Source organism: Herbaspirillum sp. DW155, from assembly GCF_037076565.1.
Lineage (GTDB): Bacteria > Pseudomonadota > Gammaproteobacteria > Burkholderiales > Burkholderiaceae_D > Herbaspirillum.
The window spans coordinates 4,322,531-4,340,573 of the sequence record NZ_AP029028.1; the positions used below are offsets into that span (position 1 = coordinate 4,322,531).

The 18,043-nt window shown below is 60.8% G+C and carries 17 protein-coding genes; 3 read left to right on the forward strand and 14 right to left on the reverse strand.

Annotation, left to right across the window (positions count from 1 at the left end; translation table 11 throughout):
* Positions 1-7 precede the first annotated feature (7 nt).
* The 4 genes from AACH55_RS19590 to AACH55_RS19605 form a co-directional block, all read right to left on the reverse strand.
* Complete coding sequence (locus tag AACH55_RS19590; protein ID WP_338716311.1) at positions 8-235, reverse strand: hypothetical protein; 228 nt, start codon at positions 233-235, stop codon at positions 8-10.
* Between the two features lie 50 nt (positions 236-285).
* A complete protein-coding gene (locus tag AACH55_RS19595; protein ID WP_338716312.1) occupies positions 286-1,038 on the reverse strand; it encodes a peptidoglycan DD-metalloendopeptidase family protein in 753 nt (250 codons plus the stop codon).
* The gene (proC, locus tag AACH55_RS19600; protein WP_338716313.1) at positions 1,038-1,850 is read right to left on the reverse strand and encodes a pyrroline-5-carboxylate reductase; all 813 of its coding nucleotides are present in this window, start codon (positions 1,848-1,850) and stop codon (positions 1,038-1,040) included. Before proC ends, AACH55_RS19595 begins: the two co-directional genes overlap by 1 nt.
* 63 nt (positions 1,851-1,913) lie before the next feature.
* Positions 1,914-2,615 carry a YggS family pyridoxal phosphate-dependent enzyme gene (locus AACH55_RS19605; protein WP_338716314.1) on the reverse strand — a complete coding sequence of 234 codons (702 nt, stop codon included), beginning with the start codon at positions 2,613-2,615 and terminating at the stop codon, positions 1,914-1,916.
* A gap of 74 nt (positions 2,616-2,689) precedes the next feature.
* On the opposite strand from AACH55_RS19605, the gene AACH55_RS19610 reads away from it, so the two are divergent.
* Both AACH55_RS19610 and AACH55_RS19615 read left to right on the forward strand, forming a co-directional pair.
* The gene (locus AACH55_RS19610) at positions 2,690-3,718 is read left to right on the forward strand and encodes a PilT/PilU family type 4a pilus ATPase (RefSeq protein WP_338716315.1); all 1,029 of its coding nucleotides are present in this window, start codon (positions 2,690-2,692) and stop codon (positions 3,716-3,718) included.
* A gap of 59 nt (positions 3,719-3,777) precedes the next feature.
* The gene (locus tag AACH55_RS19615; protein WP_338716316.1) at positions 3,778-4,263 is read left to right on the forward strand and encodes a glutathione peroxidase; all 486 of its coding nucleotides are present in this window, start codon (positions 3,778-3,780) and stop codon (positions 4,261-4,263) included.
* 20 nt (positions 4,264-4,283) lie between these two features.
* Here AACH55_RS19615 and AACH55_RS19620 read toward each other — a convergent pair whose 3' ends face one another.
* The 4 genes from AACH55_RS19620 to AACH55_RS19635 all read right to left on the reverse strand — a co-directional run bounded on the left by AACH55_RS19620 (position 4,284) and on the right by AACH55_RS19635 (position 9,252).
* Entirely contained in the window at positions 4,284-4,664 is a 381-nt protein-coding gene (locus tag AACH55_RS19620; protein WP_338716317.1) for a gamma-glutamylcyclotransferase family protein, read from the reverse strand.
* Positions 4,665-4,702: 38 nt separating this feature from the next.
* On the reverse strand, positions 4,703-5,587 hold the full coding sequence (locus tag AACH55_RS19625) for a phosphate/phosphite/phosphonate ABC transporter substrate-binding protein (protein ID WP_338716318.1): 885 nt from the start codon (positions 5,585-5,587) through the stop codon (positions 4,703-4,705).
* Positions 5,584-7,869, reverse strand: coding sequence for an EAL domain-containing protein (locus AACH55_RS19630; RefSeq protein ID WP_338720360.1), 2,286 nt, complete (start codon positions 7,867-7,869; stop codon positions 5,584-5,586). Before AACH55_RS19630 ends, AACH55_RS19625 begins: the two co-directional genes overlap by 4 nt.
* 237 nt (positions 7,870-8,106) lie before the next feature.
* A complete protein-coding gene (locus tag AACH55_RS19635; RefSeq protein ID WP_338716319.1) occupies positions 8,107-9,252 on the reverse strand; it encodes a sigma 54-interacting transcriptional regulator in 1,146 nt (381 codons plus the stop codon).
* 204 nt (positions 9,253-9,456) lie between these two features.
* Between AACH55_RS19635 and AACH55_RS19640 the strand changes: the two genes are divergently transcribed.
* Positions 9,457-10,359 carry a LysR family transcriptional regulator gene (locus AACH55_RS19640; RefSeq protein WP_338716320.1) on the forward strand — a complete coding sequence of 301 codons (903 nt, stop codon included), beginning with the start codon at positions 9,457-9,459 and terminating at the stop codon, positions 10,357-10,359.
* Between the two features lie 21 nt (positions 10,360-10,380).
* On the opposite strand, the gene AACH55_RS19645 is transcribed toward AACH55_RS19640, so the two are convergent.
* The 6 genes from AACH55_RS19645 to AACH55_RS19670 all read right to left on the reverse strand — a co-directional run bounded on the left by AACH55_RS19645 (position 10,381) and on the right by AACH55_RS19670 (position 18,002).
* The gene (locus AACH55_RS19645) at positions 10,381-11,490 is read right to left on the reverse strand and encodes a DUF6708 domain-containing protein (protein WP_338720363.1); all 1,110 of its coding nucleotides are present in this window, start codon (positions 11,488-11,490) and stop codon (positions 10,381-10,383) included.
* Complete coding sequence (locus tag AACH55_RS19650; protein ID WP_338716321.1) at positions 11,483-12,562, reverse strand: DUF6708 domain-containing protein; 1,080 nt, start codon at positions 12,560-12,562, stop codon at positions 11,483-11,485. Before AACH55_RS19650 ends, AACH55_RS19645 begins: the two co-directional genes overlap by 8 nt.
* Positions 12,555-13,643, reverse strand: coding sequence for a DUF6708 domain-containing protein (locus tag AACH55_RS19655; RefSeq protein WP_338716322.1), 1,089 nt, complete (start codon positions 13,641-13,643; stop codon positions 12,555-12,557). The genes AACH55_RS19650 and AACH55_RS19655 overlap by 8 nt, the downstream gene beginning before the upstream one ends.
* A gap of 3 nt (positions 13,644-13,646) precedes the next feature.
* Positions 13,647-16,151 (reverse strand): T6SS effector BTH_I2691 family protein, encoded by a 2,505-nt coding sequence (locus tag AACH55_RS19660; protein WP_338716323.1) that lies wholly within the window; start codon positions 16,149-16,151, stop codon positions 13,647-13,649.
* Positions 16,152-16,420: 269 nt separating this feature from the next.
* Positions 16,421-17,221 carry an SDR family NAD(P)-dependent oxidoreductase gene (locus AACH55_RS19665; protein WP_338716324.1) on the reverse strand — a complete coding sequence of 267 codons (801 nt, stop codon included), beginning with the start codon at positions 17,219-17,221 and terminating at the stop codon, positions 16,421-16,423.
* 10 nt (positions 17,222-17,231) lie between these two features.
* Positions 17,232-18,002 (reverse strand): SDR family NAD(P)-dependent oxidoreductase, encoded by a 771-nt coding sequence (locus tag AACH55_RS19670; RefSeq protein WP_338716325.1) that lies wholly within the window; start codon positions 18,000-18,002, stop codon positions 17,232-17,234.
* Positions 18,003-18,043 lie beyond the last annotated feature (41 nt).

Here is an 18,043-nt window from a genome sequence, read left to right on the forward strand (position 1 = left end):
TCTTCTTTCAGACCTCAGCCGTGGTCCGTACCACCGTCACCCGGCTGATGAAAAATTCCCCCTCCACCACCACGCGAAACGGCACCCCGGTCACATTGAAACCGGGGCCGCCTTCGTCGTCCCAGACCTGGGCGATGGCGTCGAAGTCACGCGGACTCATCCGCAGCATCTGTGCGCTGATGACGAAGGTGGCGCCGGTCTTCTGCCGGCGCACGATGTCTTCCAGTTTGGCCATGTTGATTCCTGATTCTGTGTTGCCCTGAAACGGCAGCGCGCGCGAGCACCTCAGCGTGCCGGAAGCAGCGCCATCACGTTGACCGGCTTGCCGTTGCGGCGGATTTCGAAATACAGCTTGACGGTGTTGGTGTCGCTGTTGCCCATGGTGGCGATCTGCTGACCCCGCGTGACCATCTGGCCTTCCTTGACCAGGATGCTGTCATTGTGCGCATACACCGATAGCAGCTGCGGCGTGTGCTTGATGATGACCATGTTGCCGTAGCCGCGAATGCCGTGACCGGCATAGGTGACCTTGCCGGCCGCAGCAGCCACCACCGACTGGCCCTTGCTACCGGCGATGTCGATGCCCTTCTTGTAGCTGTCGGCGCTGGGCGCAGACTTGCCCTGCGTGGGCCAGGTCCAGTCCAGTTTGGCATCGGCAGCGGCCGGCGCATCGTCATCGTCCTGCGGTTTGGGGGCAGGCCGGGCAGCAGGCCGGGCGCTCTTGCGCGGCGCCGAATCCGCGCCGGAGGACGACGCGCGCGGTGTCTCCCCGGCTCCGGTACGGGACACCACACCCACGGGCGGGCGCACCAGGATGCGCTGGCCGACTTCGAGATCATCAGGATTGCGAAGGCGGTTCCAGGTGCGCAGATTGGCGGGACTCTGGTCGAAATCACGACCGATGCTGTAGAGCGTGTCGCCGCGCTTGACCGTGTAATAGCCATCGTTGTCGGCCGTGGAAGCACAGCCGGACAGCAGCGCGGCAGCGGCCAGCGGCAAGGCCGCCAGCAGCATCAGAAAGTACAAGGGCCGTCCCATCAGGCCTTGCCGAATTCGTCGCCCAGCTCCTTGCTGCGGCGGGCGGCGGCTTGCAGGGCATCGACGATGGCGCCTTTCACGCCTGCCTGCTCCAGGCTGGTCAGCGCGGCATAGGTGGTGCCGCCCTTGGAGGTGACGCGCTCGCGCAGAGTCGCCACCGATTCATCGGAGCGGCGCGCCAGTTCGGTGGCGCCGGCAAAGGTGGCCTTGGCCAGTTGCAGGCCGTCTTGCGCCGACAGGCCCAGCTGCACGGCCGCCTGTTCCATCGCTTCGAGGAAATAGAACACGTAGGCCGGGCCGCTGCCGGAGACGGCAGTGACCGCATCGAGCTTGTCTTCGCTATCGAGCCAGACGGTCTCGCCCACGGCCTTGAGGATGGAATCGGCCTGTGCGCGCTGCAGGGTCGACACCTGCGCATGCGGCACCACGCCCGAAATGCCCTTGCCGATCAGGGCCGGGGTATTGGGCATGGCGCGCACGATGGCCTGGTGGCCATCCAGCCAGCGCGACAGGTCCGCCATGCGGATGCCGGCAGCAATCGAGACGATCAGCTGCGCGCCGATGAAGGGCTTCATGCTGGCCACCACCTCGCGCATCTGCTGCGGCTTCACGGCCAGCACCACCACGTCCACGCTGGCGATGGTGCCATCGATGGCCTGCGCGGTGCAGACGCCGAACTTGTCCTTGAGCGATTGCAGCGCATCGGCATTGAGATCGACCACGTGGATGTCTTCTGCCGCCGCGACCTTGCCGGCCAGTCCGCCGATCAATGCCGCTGCCATGTTGCCGCCGCCGATAAACGCTATCTTCACTTCCGCTCCTTGTGTCTTGTGTGAGGCTGATGATTTTTGGTTGAAAACTTCATACGGGCCGTTTCACCCGTAATGCCGCGCCCCGAAAATGGCGCTGCCGATGCGCACGATGGTGGCTCCTTCGGCCACGGCAGCGGCCAGATCGGCCGACATGCCCATGGACAGAGTATCGAGCGCCAGTCCGCTGGCGCGCAATTGTTCATACAGGCCACGCACGGCAGCAAACGCGGCGCGCTGTTGCTTCATATCGTCGCTGGGCGCGGGAATGGCCATCAGGCCGCGCAGACGCAGCCGGGGCAGTTGCGCCACCTGGACGGCGACCTCGGGCAATTCCGCGGGGGTCAGGCCGCTCTTGCTTTCTTCGGCACTGATGTTGACCTGCAGACAAATGTTGAGCGGCGCCAGTTCCTCGGGCCGCTGTTCGGACAGGCGCTGCGCGATCTTGAGACGATCCACCGAATGCACCCAGTCGAAGTGGCCGGCGATGGGCCGGGTCTTGTTGCTCTGGATGGGGCCGATGAAATGCCATTCCAGCGGAGTGTCCGGCACCAGCGCCGGCAGGGCCGCGATCTTGTCGAGGGCTTCCTGTAAATAATTTTCACCGAAGGCGCGCTGCCCGGCCGCCACCGCTTCGGCTACCGCCTGCGGCCCGAAGGTCTTGGAGACGGCCAGCAATTGCACCGAGGACGCTGCCCGCCCGGCCTGGGCGGCCGCTTGGGCGATCTGTTGTTGCACGTGTTGCAAGTGTTGAGCGATTGACGACATAATCCGGGAGCCGGAAGGGGCGAGCCTGCAGGGAGATAAACGATATTGTTGGTCCAACCTTGCCGGGATTATAAATGGACATTGCCACCCTACTGGCATTTGCCGTCAGGAATCAGGCTTCCGATCTGCATCTTTGTGCAGGGCTGGCGCCGCTGTTGCGGGTCCACGGGGCGATCCGCCGCATCAACCTGCACGCCCTGGAGGGGGCGCAACTGCAGCAATCCCTGCTGGCGGTGATGCCAGCGGCACTGCAGTCGCGCTATACCGCCGGGGCCGATTGCGACTTCGCCCTGGCCCTGCCGGGACTGGGCCGCTTCCGCGTCCACGCCTTCCACCAGCAACGCGGCCCGGCCGCCGCCATCCGCCACCTGGGCCAGCAGCCGCCCTCGCTCACCGAGCTGGGCGCACCGCCGCCGTGTGCCGAACTGGCGCTGCGCCCGCACGGGCTGGTGCTGGTCAGCGGCCCCACCGGCGCGGGCAAGAGCAGCACCCTGGCCGCCATGATCCGGCACATCAATGAAACCCGGCCGGTGCACATCCTGACTCTCGAAGATCCCATCGAATTCCTGCACGAACCGCACCGCGCGCTGATCACCCAGCGCGAAATCGGCACCCATGTCGCCAGCTTCGCCCAGGCCCTGCGCGCGGCGCTGCGCGAAGATCCGGACGTGCTGCTGGTGGGTGAGCTGCGCGACACCGAGACCCTGCGCCTTGCGCTGACCGCCGCCGAGACCGGCCATCTGGTGCTGGCCACCCTGCATGCGGCCTCGGCGGCGCGGGCGGTGGACCGCATCATCGATGGCTTCCCCGGCGGCGAGCAGGAGGCCGCGCGTGCGCTGCTGGCCGAGGCGCTGCAGGGCATCGTTGCCCAGACCCTGCTGCCGGCGGCCGACGGCGGTGCGCGCGTGGCCGCTCATGAGGTGCTGGTAGCCACCCCGGCGGTGCGCAACCTGATCCGCGAAGGCCGCAGCGCGCAACTGCTCTCGGCCATGCAGGCCGGTGCCGCGCAAGGCATGCAGACGCTGCAGGCCAGCGTGGCGCTGCTGGTGCAGCAGGGCCGCATCCGTGCACAGACGGCGCGGGAACAGGGCCTGCTGCTGTGATGCAGGCCGTGGCGGTTTAGAATGGCGACCACATTGATGCCAGCCTTCAAGGAACGATCATGACCACTCTCTACGATTTCCAGCCCAAGCTGGCCGACCAGACGCCCTTCCCGCTGCAACAGCTGCGCGGCAAGGTGCTGCTCATCGTCAATACCGCCAGCAAGTGCGGCTTCACCCCGCAATACAACGGACTGGAAGCGATCCACCGCCAGTTCCATGCACGCGGGCTGGAAGTGATGGCCTTCCCCTGCAATCAGTTCGGTGCGCAGGAGCCGGGCAATGCCGAGGAGATCGGCGCCTTCTGCGAAAAGAACTATGGCGTGAGCTTCCCGCTCTTTGCCAAGATCGACGTCAATGGCGAACACGCCGATCCGCTCTACCAGTATCTGAAGAAGGAAGCGCCGGGCCTCTTGGGCAGCAAGGCCATCAAGTGGAATTTCACCAAGTTCCTGGTGCGCCGTGACGGCACCGTCTTCAAGCGCTATGCGCCGCAGACCCGTCCAGAGGAAATGATTTCCGATATCGAGACGCTGCTGGCGGAATAAACCTCCCTGCAGCCAGCCCGTCATGCCGGCCAGCAGCCCCCGTGCAGCTCGCGCCCGGCAGCGGCCAGGGCGGCCGGCATGAAATACGCATGGGCCATCAGCAAGTTGCCCGCAGCGGCGCCGGCCGGGGCCTCCAGTTCCACCTCGATCTCATGGCGCGTATAGAGCGCCGGCACTTCTTCGAAGCGGTCCAGCACCGCCATCATCGGTGCGGGGACTTCCCACACTTCGCCCGTAATCCGGCAGGGGCCTTCTTCCCGCACCAGCGCCGGATAGTGCGGCAAGGCCACCAGCCGCCAGCATCGCACGCTGCGGGCCGGCGCCACGAAGCGTGCGCCTTCCATCATGAAGGCATTGGATTGGCCGCGCTTGAGCGAACCGTAGACGAATACCTTGGGCAAACCCTCTCCTCTGCTGCAAGGCGCCGCCCGGCCAGGCTTCAGGGCAGCGCGCGAATGATCTCGTAATCGGCGTCGCGCACCGGCACGAAGTGCGTGGCGCGCAGGTTGTCCAGGGTCAGCTTCACGCGCAGCGCGTTCTGGTCCAGGAACACCTCACGGATCTTGTTGCGGATATCGGCGCACAACTGGCCGCGATAGACGAAGGGGTCGAAGGGAATCGCCCCGGACCGCCATAGTACCCGCACATCGCTCTTCTTGAGCCGGCCATCGCTGATCATGCGCGAGAGATTGGTACTGGCCACGAAGGCGGCATCGGCGTTGTGGCTGAGCACGGCCATGACGGCCTTCTCATGATTGCCCGCATAACCGATGCGCGAGAAATAGTGATCGAACTGCAGCTTGTACTGGCGCGCAAACAGATGGCGCGGGATCAGCGCGCCCGAGGTGCTCTCCGGATCGGCCAGTGCCAGCACCTTCCCCCTGAGCGAGGCCACGCTGTCATACGGCCCCTGCTGGCGCGTGATGAGCAGTGCGTAATACACCGAGGAGACACCACCCTGCGCAGCGAAATTGGGTTCCACCTGTTCCATCGACGCGAACGGCGTGATCTGTGGATCGCCCTTGTGCGCCGTCACATAGGAGGCCGGACCCAGCCGCGCCACATCGATGGCGCCGGCGATCAGGCCTTCGACGACGCCGCCGTAGGAAGTCGGAACGATCACATCCACCGGCATCTTCAGGCGCTCCCGCAATTCCTCCGCCAGCGGATTGAGGGATGATTGCTGGTCGCTGTCGCGCCCCTGCGGGACGAAGGAAAAACGCAGCCGCTGCGGCCGTTCGCAGGCGGTCCTGGCGGCGGTGTGCGGCGGCGCGGCGTACGCGCTGGCGCTGGCCAGCAACAAGGCCGCAATCAAGGTCTTCATGCGAGATCAAACCTGCCTTTCTGCAAGAGCGGCACCAGCTGCGCGGCCGCGACCGGGCGCTGCAGATAGAAGCCCTGCACTTCGTCGCAACCCATCAGTTTCAGGTGCATCAGCTGTTCGCGCGTTTCCACCCCCTCGGCCACTACCTTCAGGCCGAGATTGCGCGCCAGCGTGACGGTGGAGGCGACGATCATGCCGTCGCTGTTGTCGTTGCGGATGTCGCGCACGAAGGAGCGGTCTATCTTGAGCGCATACACCGGCAACGCCTTGATGTGACTGAGGCTGGAATAGCCGGTCCCATAGTCGTCCAGATAGATGCGCAGGCCTTCGTCGCGCAGCTTCTCCAGGGTCTGGCGCGCCTGCTCGAGGTCGGTGATGAAGCAGCTCTCGGTGACTTCGATCTCCAGCCACCGCGCTGGCAGCCGATGGCGCTGCAACGCCTCGCGCACGGTCGCGATGAGGCGCTCGTCATTCAACTGCTTGGCCGAGACGTTGATGGCCACCGGCACCAGCGCCAGGCCGGCATCGCGCCATTGCGCCAGCTGGCGGCACACCGCCTCGATGATCCAGTGGCCCAGCGGCTGCACCAGGTCATGGGTTTCGGCCAGGCCGATGAATTCGCCCGGATAGATCAGGCCATGCTCCGGATGCTGCCAGCGGATCAGCGCCTCCATGCCGACCACACGATAATCCTGCAAGGCCACCTTGGGCTGGTAATGCAGACAGAATTCGTTTTCCCGGATGGCCTGGCGAAAGCGTCCCAGCAGCTCCAGCCCGCGTACGGCGATGGCATTGAGCGAGGCATCGTAGAAACGATACAGGCCGCTGCCCGCGCTCTTGGCGGTGTACATGGCCGAGTCGGCATTGGTCATCAGGGTGGTGATGTTCTGGCCATCGCGCGGATAGAGCGCGATGCCGATGCTGGGTGCGGTCTCCACCTCGCAGCCGAGCAGGTCGGTATAAGGGGCGCGCAGGGTTTCGACCAGCTTGTCGGCGATCTCGGCAACGATTTCTTCGCTGCGGATTTCCGAGACCAGCACCACGAATTCGTCCCCGCCCAGACGCGCCACCAGGTCGTATTCGCGCACGGCCGCGCGCAGGCGGCGGGCCACTTCCTGCAGCAGCGCATCGCCCACGGCATGACCCTGGGTATCGTTGATGAGCTTGAACTTGTCCAGGTCGAGGAAGAACAGCGCATACAGATTGCGGCTGCGCCGCGCCCGCGAGAGTTCGGTGCTGGCCAGCTCATGAAACAGCATGCGGTTGGGAATGCCGGTCAGGTAGTCATGCGAGGCCAGCTGATAGGCGCGGCTCTTTTCCTGTTCCAGCTGGTGGATCAGTCCGCTCTTCTCGCGCTCCGAATAGACCAGCTTCTCGTACAGGAAACGGCGCCGGTGCGCCATGCTGATCAGGCCACCCGAGAGCACCACCACCAGCAGCGAGATCAGGATGGCCTGCAGGTAATACTGCCGGTGCGCCGGCCGCAGCTTGCCCAGCAGCACCTGCTGGTCGCGGCTGACCACCACCGCCAGCGGATAATGCGTGAGCCGTCGCTGCACGCCCACCTGCTGTGCCGCCTCGCCCGGACGCAGCGCATGGATCAGGCCATCGCCCTTGCCGGTCAGCAGGAAGGTGGCGTACTCCTGCCCGGCATAATTGGAACCGCCCGAGAGAATGCCACCGGCCAGCTCGGCCAGCTGCAGCCCGGCGGCATTGATGATCTCGATGCGACTGGCACCGTCCACGCTGACCTCTTCATAGGTCTTGAGGAAATAACCGAGATCGAGGATGGCCGCGAAGAATCCCTGCAGCGCGCCCTTGCCATCGAGCAGCGGGATCAGCAGCGGCACGCGCCAGCTGTAGCCGTCGCGATTCAGCGGTGGCTTGATGATCATAGTGCTCTGCTCGCCGGCAGTGGTGAGCGAACTCATGAAGCCGGCATTGATGAGCCGGCTCAGTTCGGGCTCGCTCTTTTGGCGTGCGGAGGAATAGACCAGCCGCCCGCGCGCATCGAACATGGCCACCCGCAGGTAGGCCGAATCGCCATTGAACAGTGGATTGAAATACGCTGACGAGGATTGCTCGCCATTGAGCATGGACTGGCCGATGCGGGAATACAGCAGCGTCTTGCCCAGCACTTCCTCAAGGTTGGCCGAGACGATGGCGGCGACGTTGCGGCTGTCGGCGATGGAGCCGGCGATGGCCAGCTGCTTCTCGTTTTCGATACGGATGATGGTGAAATACCAGAGCAGCGACAACGCCCCGGCCGCGAGCAGCACCAGCCCCGCAGACACGCCTCTGCCCGCGAGCAGTCTGGTCAGCAGCCCTGCGGGCTCGAACGATAACGGCTTACGCAATCCCCACTCGCTTGAACATGGCGCCGATGGTGGCGCTTTCCCTTATCCCTTTTTGACTGCATGAGAGTAACGGGCATTTATGTCAAGTAAATGACAAGCGAAAGAGCATTAACAAAAATTTAATGCAGGAAAATGCAGCCTGCGTAAATGATTTACGGAAATTCAGGCCACGGCACAGGCCGCATAATTCGCATGAGCCGCATGAGCCGGCACGGCCTGATCCCGCACATGCGGAATCTCCAGCTGGCGCAGCTTGCGATACAGCGAGGCCCGGCACATCCCCAGTTGCCGGGAAGCAGCGGAGATGTTCCAGCGACTGCCGTTGAGGGCTTCGATGACGCGGGTGCGCTCATCCCCCGACGCATCACCGACAGTGCCGACACGCCCGGTATCCAGGGGCCGGGCCGGTGCCGGGCGATGCAGGCTCAGCACCTGCGCCAGCGCGGCCGGCTGGAACTGGATCAGCTCTTCCGGCAGGTCATGCAGTTCGATGCGCGCGCCATTCATGACTGCACAGCTGTAGCGGATGGCCGCATGCAGCTGGCGCAGATTGCCCGGCCAGGGATAGGCCAGCAGGCGTTGCAGCGCAGCCGGGTCGAGCACCCCGGCATCGGCCGGGCGGCCCAGCTCATCGGCGATCATCTGCATCACCAGGCGGCGCCGGTCACTGCGTTCGCGCAGCGCAGGCAGGCGCAGCACGCCGCCGGCGATGCGGTAATAGAGGTCTTCACGGAAGCGACCCTGGGCGAACAGGCTCTTCAAGTCCTGATGGGTGGCGCAGATCAGTTGCAGGTCCACCGGCACCGCACGCGTTGCTCCCAGCGGGATCACCTCGCGTTCGGAGAGCACGCGCAACAGGCGCGTCTGCAAGGCCAGGGGCATGTCGCCGATTTCATCGAGGAAGAGCGTGCCGCCATCGGCCTGCTGGACCTTGCCCTTCATGCCAGCGGGCAGCGCTCCCGAGAACGCGCCCTTGCAGTAACCGAAGAGTTCGCTTTCGGCCAGGCTCTCGGGGATGGATGCGCAGTTGACGGCGATCCAGCTGGCCTGGCGGCGCGCGCTGTAGTCATGCAGGGCGCGGGCGAGATATTCCTTGCCGGTACCGCTCTCGCCCAGGATCAGCACGGCAATGCCACGGTCGATGAGACGCTTGCCGCGTTCGATCAGCGCGCCCATCAGCGCGTCACCGGCCGCGAGCTGAGCGAGGTCGCGGTAACGCGGCGCGGTGCGCGAGGACGTCGAACGGTGAGCAGAGGGGGAGCAAACGTCGCTGTCAGGCAAGGGCTGCGCTACCGGGGTGGTGGGCATGATGGTCTCCTGTCTTGGACTGCTTTCTTGGACTGTTTTCTGGTCGACCCGGCGTCTTGCGGCGCGGGTTCGTGATGCGCGGGAACCCGCCTGTGGCGGGGCCGGCGGACGTGTCGTCAGGCACGTCTGCGGGCAAGAATAGCCAGTCCCTTCCATGACTTCCAATACAATGTACAGACAGAATCAATACCTTGAAGGTATCAAATGATCGAGCTGAGACATCTCACCTATTTCCGCACCGTAGCAGAAACCCTGCATTTCGGCCGTGCGGCGCAATTGCTGCACATCTCGCAACCGCCGCTCACACGGCAGATTGCGGCGCTGGAAAAAGCCCTGGGCGCGCCCTTGTTCGACCGCAGCAAACGCGCCATCCAGCTGACGGCGGCGGGCAGATATTTTTATCGCGACACCACAGAAATTTTCAAGGCGCTGGAGCGGGCCAAGCGCAACGTGGCCTCGTCGAGCACCGGGCAGAGTGGCGCGCTGAAGGTGGGGTTCATGATGTCCTCGGCCTACAACATCCTGCCCGCCGTCACGCGCCATTATTCGGCGGCCTATCCGGAAGTGGACATGCGCCTGAGCGAATATGTGCCCAACCTGCTGGCCAGTGACATCGAGGACGAGAAGATCGACGTGGGCATCATGTACCGCCCCGAGGATTGCCGCCGCCTCGACAGCCACACCATCTATGCCGAGCCCTTGCTGGCGGTACTGCCGCGCGGGCACCGCCTGGCCGCAAGACCCGACATCTCGGCGGCCGAACTGGCCGAAGATGCCTTCATCAGTATTCCGCGCACGATTGCGCCGGCGGTGTACGACCTGATCCAACAGCACTGCCAGCTGCACGGCTTCCGCCCGCGCATCGTGCTGGAGACCAACCTGCAGCAGACCATCGTCAACCTGGTCGGCGAAGGCCTGGGCGTGGCCCTGGTGCCCACCTCGATGCAGGCCATGCATCTGGAGACCACCGTCTTCAAGCCGCTCATCGGCGCACCGATGGTGGAAGTGGCGGTGATCTGGAACAAGGACAATACCAATCCCTGCATCGGGACTTTTGCGCAGACGGCGGTGGAGGTGTGGCGCACGCTGCAGGCGGCCAAACAATGACCGGACATAGGGCAGCTTGGTCTAAGGACGAGCGGTCTTGGCCTTGGATATTTCCTCTTTCAGGGAGGGCGTATCCGCCGCCCAGAGCAATGCATTCAAGAGTGCGTCCTTCTCGCCGCGCCAGTTTTTCATTGCTGTTTTATCGCCGTCGGGATAATCCTTGCGATTGATCGCTTGGGTCGTCTCGGCCCAGCCTATCGGGGTGTTGCCGCGCGGCTCATCGTAGGGATCGCCGGATTCGATACCGCTGACTCTGCTGACATAGTTTGGCCAGACAGGATCGCGGCAAGTCCAAAGGGCTATTAGACGCAGGCAGGTCATGAACAGAATAAACGGCATCATCGTTATCCGATAAGCCGCACTGGCGCGCATCCCAAAGTCGTACATGCAGAACAGAAAACTCTCCAGCATGTCCTCTTTTTCCTTGAAGAAAAGCAGTGGCTTGGGCAACTTTTCCGGACCGTGATTCATGTACCAGCACCAGTAGTTCCACTGCGACAGCAGGCCATCGAGGCATTCTTGCCCTTCCCATTTCCGGCCGATCGAAAAGGCACGGACAACGTTACCGTCTTCATCCACTTCGTAATGACGAATGTGATAGGTGTTCCTGTAATTCGAATATCCGCGATGAATGCAGAAGATTGTGTTTTCAGACCAAGCGACTTCCCAAGTGATATCGCCTTGACCCGGTTTGGCGAAGAACCGGCGACGCCGAATAGCGTAGAGCTTCTTCTCTTTGCGATTGAAACGGATGGGCCTTCTGCTTAAGGAAAAGAATTCATCGCGCCCCAACCTCACCGCGATGTAGACGAACAAACCGAGACTGAGAACAACAACAAGCCAAGGGAGGATTAGAGTGGCGACAAATTCTTCAGGTGGATGAAGGATCATGAATCCGGCAAGCCATAAAAATGATAACGCTCCAAAGCAAGCAGTGAGGACCGCTCCGGATTGCCATTGTCTGTCTCTGAATGGCTGCTCTGTCACATCCATATAGGTAGAGTTGATCCGAAAAATGGTACTCGTGTCTTTGCATTCTGGACCAACCGGGTTTCGGATGGACAAACGATGCTTCAGATCCCATTCGGGAATGGGACGACCAGCTTTAAACTGAAAAATGCGTTCATCCATTTTTAATAAATTTGGGAGGAATTTCAGATGCCCATAAAAGCGCATTGGCGACTGGATCCTTTTCACCGCTCCAGTTTTCCATTGTCTTTTTATCGCCATCGGGATAATCCATGCGATTGATTGCATGGGTCGTCTCGGCCCAGCCTATTGGGGTGTTGCCGCGCGGCTCATCATGGGGATCGTCGGATTCGATACCGCTGACTCTGCTGACATAGTTTGGCCAGACAGGATCGCGGCAGGTCCAAAGGGCCATCAGGCGATGACTCGTCAAGAGCAAAATGAAAGGCATCATGCTAATGCGATACGCCGCACTGGCACGCATCCCAAAGTCATACATGCAGAACAGGAAACTCTCCAGCATGTCCTCCTCTTCTTTGAAGAAGAGCAGTGGCTTGGGCAACTCTTCCGGGCCGTGATTCATGTACCAGCACCAGTAGTTCCACTGCGACAGCAGACCATCGAGGCATTCTTGCCCTTCCCACTTCCGTCCGATCGCAAAGGCACGGATCACGTTACCTTCCTCATCCACTTCGTAATGACGGATGTGATAGGTGTTTCTGTGATTGGAATATCCGCGGTGAATGCAGAATATGGCGTTTTCATCCCAAGGGACTTCCCAAGTGATATCGCCTTGACCAGGCTTGACAAAGAACCGGCGACGCCGAATGGCGTAAATTTTTTTCTCTTTGCGATTGAAACGAATGGGACGGCGCTTAAGTGAAAAAAATTCGTCTCTTCCGTTCCTGAAAGCGAAGTAGCCAAACAGAACCGTGATGGCCAAGCAATATAGATCACCTAGAATTCCACCAGCATCTGGATACAGCACCCTCGTAAGGTAGTAGCTCCAGATTCCCCCGACCACCCCCAAGCAAGAGACCAGGACGCCTCCTGCCAGCCACTGTCGTTCTCTGTACGGCTGGTCTGACACATCCATAAAAGTCGAATTGATCCGGAAGACGGTACTTGTATCTTGGCACTCCGGACCAACAGGTTTGTTTATGGGTAAGCGATGCTTCAGATCCCATTCGGGAATGGGACGACCAGCTTTAAACTGAAAAATGCGTTCATCCATTTTTAATAAATTTGGGAGGAATTTCAGATGCCCATAAAAGCGCATTGGCGACTGGATCCTTTTCACCGCTCCAGTTTTCCATTGGTTTTTTATCGCCGTCTGGATATTGATTGCGGTTCAAAGCGTCGGCTGTCTCAGCCCATCCTATTGGCGTTTTTCCGCACGGTTCATCGTAGGGATCGTCGAGTTCGATCCGGCTGACTCTGCTAACATCTTCGGGCCAGACAGGATCGCGGCAAGTCCAAAGGGCTATTAGACGCAGGCAGGTCATGAACAGAATAAACGGCATCATCGTTATCCGATAAGCCGCACTGGCGCGCATCCCAAAGTCGTACATGCAGAACAGAAAACTCTCCATCATGTCCTCCTTTTCCTTGAAGAAAAGCAGTGGCTTGGGCAACTTTTCCGGACCATGATTCATGTACCAGCACCAGTAGTTCCACTGCGACAGCAGGCCATCGAGGCATTCTTGCCCTTCCCACTTCCTGCCGATCGCAAAGGCTCGGACTACGTTACCCTCGTCATCCACTTCGTAATGACGGATGTGATAGGTGTGCTTGTGGTTGGCCGTTCCCCTGTGTATGCAAAAGATGGTGTTTTCATCCCAGGGGATTTCCCATGTGATGTCACCTTGGCCTGGCGTGGAAAAGAAACGGCGGCGGCGGATAGCATAGAGTTTTTTCTCTTTGCGATTGAAACGAATTGGCCTTCTGCTTAAGGAAAAGAATTCATCGCGCCCGAACTTCACTGCAACATATAGAAACAAGCCGAAACTGAGGAAGACTACAAGCCAGAGAAAAAGTAGAGTGATAACGAATTCCCTAGGAGGATTTCGGAACATGAAGACTGCAAACCACAAAATTGATACCGCTCCAAAGCAAGCAGTAAGGACACCAGCAGCTTGCCACTGTCGCTCCCGATACGGCTGATCTGTAACGTCCATGTAGATTGAATTGATCCTGAAGATCGTACTGGTATCCTTGCATTCTGGCCCAACAGGCTGATCAATAGGTAAGCGATGTTTCCAATCCCATTCGGGAATCGGCTCGCCGGCTTTGTATCGAAAGACGCGTTCATCCATGTTTCATGCTCCAACTGCTTCTTGATAAGCCTTGAGTTCTTTATCAAAGGACGAATATTTCTCGCCCACAGCAAAGTCACAGCGGGAAATCCAGGCTTTCAATGCCGAATCATTGATTGCCGCTATAGTCAGGGCCATCAGAAATGAAGTAATCAAAAGAGGCCAAAACAATGAGCTCATGGAGAAAATGGCGATCACAGAGATAACAGCTCCTAACGATCCGTTTATTACATACAGGCTTGCCAGAAGAATTTTGTCATCCTTATATGCACTCGTCGCATTAAAGAAAATATCGTAAGCCCCAGCCAAGACACCAGCCAGCATCCCGCCGATCCGGGCGCCCTGAACAATTCCTCGAACCAGTTTTTCGCTGACCGCCCATTGCCTGAGTATGAACGCCCCCAACGGATGTTCCCCCGATTTCTGCACGCTAGCCGCCACCGTTTCAACAAGCGTGGCAGTCAGGCTGACAGCTGCCAATGCTGCTTTAACCTGCGTCTCTCGTTCATTGAACTGGTCATTGTGGGCCAGATCATCCATTGCGAAGTTCAACGCCAGCATCTGCACGAGCGTAGTCGCTACACCCAGCTTGAATTCGGCTGGCACGGAGGATCCCAGCCACTTCTGTGCCAGCGCGATGTCGGGAATGGCGATACCCTTGATACTCCCTGCAGCGATGCGCCCCTCCCGTTCCAAGCTGGCGATGTCGAGTTCATAGGCAATCATGCGCCGCCCCATTGCCGAACTCCTGACTGCCCCCTTGGCCTGCTGATATGCATCCCTCCTGGTCTGCTGCCGGTCCGTCTTAAGTTCGATGCCACGTGCCCTCGCCTGCGTAATCGCCCAGCGCGACACATCGGCAGCACTCATGTCGCTGGCCTTGATCGTCACGCCCGCCAGCAGATGCAGGTGAATCATCGCCAGAGAACGCGCTACGCTCTGGCTGGCGCCCCTGAGGCTCTTGCCAATCACATTGGCCGTCGTCAATGCAAGGCGGTCGATCAGCTGCGGTACGTACGGGGTCGCATCAAGCCGGGCTACGGCCCCCTTGTAGAGATTGAGGATATTCTCGAACTGAATATCGCTGCCCTTGAGTTGAGGCTCGGTTGCGGCAATCAGGTCTTCCTGGTTGTACAGAAGTGCGCGTCCATAAAGGTTGCCCGGATCGGAGAGACTGCTCTGGGACATCCAAAGCGTCAGCTGATCCTGACAGGCTGGCGACGCAACCGCCTTGCCGATGCATTGCGCCAGCGACTCGCTGTAGGCATGACCGCTGCGAATGTCGTTGACGTCATGTACGCCCTCCATCCAGTTGGCCAGTTGCTCGCTCTTGAGCCATGCGACATGGGCCGTCACCAGCTTGAGAAAGCGGGGCTCGAATGCCTTCAATGCAGCGTCATAGATGGCGGGAAACGCTTTGAGCCTTTGTTGGTCCAGCGTCGGCTTGCCATCATCATGAGTCAATTCATGCCAGGCCTCATCTTCGGCCGCCTGTTGGCGCGCTGCCTGATCAACGCCATATTTCTTGCGCTTCTCGCTCTGCTTGCGGGCGTAGCTTGCAGGGCCGCCAGCCTGGACGACGCGCCATACGGTCTTGAGGCTCCCATAGGTATCGCCGTCTGGATGGTTCTCCGCCATCTGCGCCACCTTGGCGTCAAACGCGATGGCCTCGCGTGCTTCACGCCGTACGCCTTGTTCGGTCATCGCCAGCAGGTCGGCGATGGTCTTGGCCTGGTGGAGCTTTTCATCGAAACCGGCCGCAAGGCCCGGAACGCACAATTCGCTCAGGTCATTGACGAGGCCCACCGGATCATTGATGGCGACCACATAACCCTTGTGATGCGGGGCCTGGGCAGCCATGATGTCGGCCATCTTGCCAGCCCATGCGTGACGCTTGTTCTCCTCTGCCGGCGGCGTGTTGCTGAACGAAAAGGCCTTGGCCATCTCGCCCGCATCGGCGGCAAAATGAGCCACCTGTTGCTTGCTGGCGTTGAACTCTCCCGTATGCAACGCAGTACCGCCCAGCATGGCCGCCACATCAATGCATTGCATGTGCTTCTTGCGCCAGCTCGTGTCACCGACTTTCTGTTGCAAGGCCTTGGTCCATGTCGTATTGGACCAGCCTATCCATAAGCGGGTAGCAGGATCGTTGGGCGTATGAGTGATATCGATGCAGTAGGCCCGCACGATTTCTCCTGGTTCGACGCAGGAGAAGCGTATCCGCCCCGGATGGGGAGGACTGTATTCAAGCGAAAAATTCCACAGATGCCCGGTAGGCATCACGACGTAGGCCTTGAGCCGTGCGCGACACTCGTCGTAGGTATAGAGATAGCCGGGCCTTAAAGCCCGCAAGGTATAACGTGCTTCGCCGATCTGCTGGGGCGCGCCTTCGATTCTGAAATTACCGGAAAGCGCAGGCACAGCCTGCGCGCCATACGAACTGGCCACGGCATAGCGGACCGGATAGATCAGCAAGCCTCTTTTGTCGCAATAATTGCATGTCAACATCGCTGCGTTCCTGTTGAATCATCAGTCCCTCCGGCGCTTGACCGTCCAGGCTGAAAAGAAAAACGCAGATGTTTGCATGACGACATGCTCACGTCTGTTGAAATACTGCGAGAAATCCCAAGCATTTGATGTTGAGTACACCTACTCGGCCGATATGCTCAGAGAAAAAAAAGCCCGGACGCGCTTGCACGCCCGGGCATCAAACCGCAACAGGTCGGCTTCCACGCCCGCCTGTCCGCGATCGACAAACAACTTTCAAACCGATCCGTTCACCCCGCGCAACGCAGCGACAGCCCGCCATCGACGATCATGTCCAGCCCCGTGATGTAGCGCGCGTGGTCGGAAGCGAGGAACAGCGAGGCATGCGCCACGTCCCACGCATCCCCCATGAAACCCATCGGGCATTGCGCATTGCGGCTGGCACGCATCTGTTCGATGTCGCCGCCATAGGCCGCCTTCAAAGGTTCGCGGATCATCGGCGTATCCATCATGCCGGGCAGCACGCAATTGGCGCGGATGCCCATGGGCGCGTACTGCATCGCCACGTTCTTCGTGAAGGCCAGGATCGCCGCCTTGGTGGCGCTGTAGCCCAGATAGGGAAAGCCGATCCAGCGCAACGCCGCCAGCGAGGAGATGTTGACGATGGCGCCCTTCCTCTGCCTTTCCATGATGGGCAGCACGTGCTTGTGCGTCAGGAAGAGGCTGGTCTGGTTGACCGCCACCAGCCGGTTCCAGCTCTCTTCACTGGTCTCCACCGCGCCACCGGTCTCGGCGATGCCGACATTGTTGTGCAACACGTCGACCCGGCCGAAGTGATCCATGGCGGCATCGGCCACGGCCTTCACATCAGTACTGCGCGCGACGTCAGCGGCCAGCACTTCGCACACGCCGCCCTCGCCACGAATGATCTCCTGCGTCTGCAATGCGGCGTCGATGTTGCGGTCTACCGCCAGCACCCGGCCACCCTCGCGCGCATACAGCACGGCGGCGGCCTTGCCATTGCCCCAGCCTTCTCCGACCGAGCCGGCACCGGTGACGATGATGGCCTTGCCTTGCATGAGCTTGTCCATGAAGCGCTCCTCAAATCTCCAGTACGCCACCCGCGACGAAACCACCATCGACCGGCAGCACGTGGCCGGTGATGTAGGACGATTCGTCCGCGGCCAGATAGCAGACCGCCGAGGCGATTTCATCGGCGGTGCCATAGCGGTGCATGGGCACCAGACGGTAGTAGCTCTCGCGCGTCTGCTCGGAATGCATGGCCTGCGTCATGTGGGTATCGACCGGACCGGGGGCGACACTGTTGACGGTGATCCCGTGCTGCGCCAGTTCGATGGCCATCTGGCGCGTCAGTGCGATGACGGCTGCCTTGGACGTGCCATACGCAGTGCGTCCCGCACCGGCACGGATGCCCGAGATGGAGGAGATGTTGACGATGCGCCCCCACTGCTGCTGCACCATCAGCCGCGCCGCATGCTGGCCGGCCAGCAGCACGCCGGTCACGTTCACGTTCATGGTCTGCAGCCAGTTCTCCAGCGGATAGTCGAGGAAGGAATACGTGCGCGCCACGCCGGCATTGTTGACCAGCACATCGCAACGGCCATAGTCCTTGCCGATGTCGGCGAAGGCGGCGGCAATCGAGTCGGCGCTACCCATATCCATCTGCACCGCCGCCGCACGATGACCGGCTGCGACCAGTGCGTGTGCGGTGCGGGTGGCGGCGTCCAGGTTGATGTCGGCCACCAGCACGGTGTGGCCTCTGGCGGCCAGTTGTTGTGAAATGCTGGCGCCGATACCCATGGCTCCGCCCGTCACGAGCGCCACGCGGGCGCCGCTATCATTGCGATTCATAATGTCTCCGTGAATGTTGGCGGTCCCAACAGGAAGAAGGG

Excerpts from the sequence above, each read along its gene's own strand:
- AACH55_RS19590 (WP_338716311.1), bottom strand. The coding sequence starts at position 235 with ATGGCCAAACTGGAAGACATCGTGCGCCGGCAGAAGACCGGCGCCACC.
- AACH55_RS19595 (WP_338716312.1), bottom strand. The coding sequence starts at position 1,038 with ATGGGACGGCCCTTGTACTTTCTGATGCTGCTGGCGGCCTTGCCGCTG.
- AACH55_RS19605 (WP_338716314.1), bottom strand. The coding sequence starts at position 2,615 with ATGTCGTCAATCGCTCAACACTTGCAACACGTGCAACAACAGATCGCC.
- AACH55_RS19610 (WP_338716315.1), top strand. The coding sequence starts at position 2,690 with ATGGACATTGCCACCCTACTGGCATTTGCCGTCAGGAATCAGGCTTCC.
- AACH55_RS19615 (WP_338716316.1), top strand. The coding sequence starts at position 3,778 with ATGACCACTCTCTACGATTTCCAGCCCAAGCTGGCCGACCAGACGCCC.
- AACH55_RS19625 (WP_338716318.1), bottom strand. The coding sequence starts at position 5,587 with ATGAAGACCTTGATTGCGGCCTTGTTGCTGGCCAGCGCCAGCGCGTAC.
- AACH55_RS19635 (WP_338716319.1), bottom strand. The coding sequence starts at position 9,252 with ATGCCCACCACCCCGGTAGCGCAGCCCTTGCCTGACAGCGACGTTTGC.
- AACH55_RS19640 (WP_338716320.1), top strand. The coding sequence starts at position 9,457 with ATGATCGAGCTGAGACATCTCACCTATTTCCGCACCGTAGCAGAAACC.
- AACH55_RS19645 (WP_338720363.1), bottom strand. The coding sequence starts at position 11,490 with ATGGATGAACGCATTTTTCAGTTTAAAGCTGGTCGTCCCATTCCCGAA.
- AACH55_RS19650 (WP_338716321.1), bottom strand. The coding sequence starts at position 12,562 with ATGGATGAACGCATTTTTCAGTTTAAAGCTGGTCGTCCCATTCCCGAA.
- AACH55_RS19655 (WP_338716322.1), bottom strand. The coding sequence starts at position 13,643 with ATGGATGAACGCGTCTTTCGATACAAAGCCGGCGAGCCGATTCCCGAA.
- AACH55_RS19660 (WP_338716323.1), bottom strand. The coding sequence starts at position 16,151 with ATGTTGACATGCAATTATTGCGACAAAAGAGGCTTGCTGATCTATCCG.
- AACH55_RS19665 (WP_338716324.1), bottom strand. The coding sequence starts at position 17,221 with ATGGACAAGCTCATGCAAGGCAAGGCCATCATCGTCACCGGTGCCGGC.
- AACH55_RS19670 (WP_338716325.1), bottom strand. The coding sequence starts at position 18,002 with ATGAATCGCAATGATAGCGGCGCCCGCGTGGCGCTCGTGACGGGCGGA.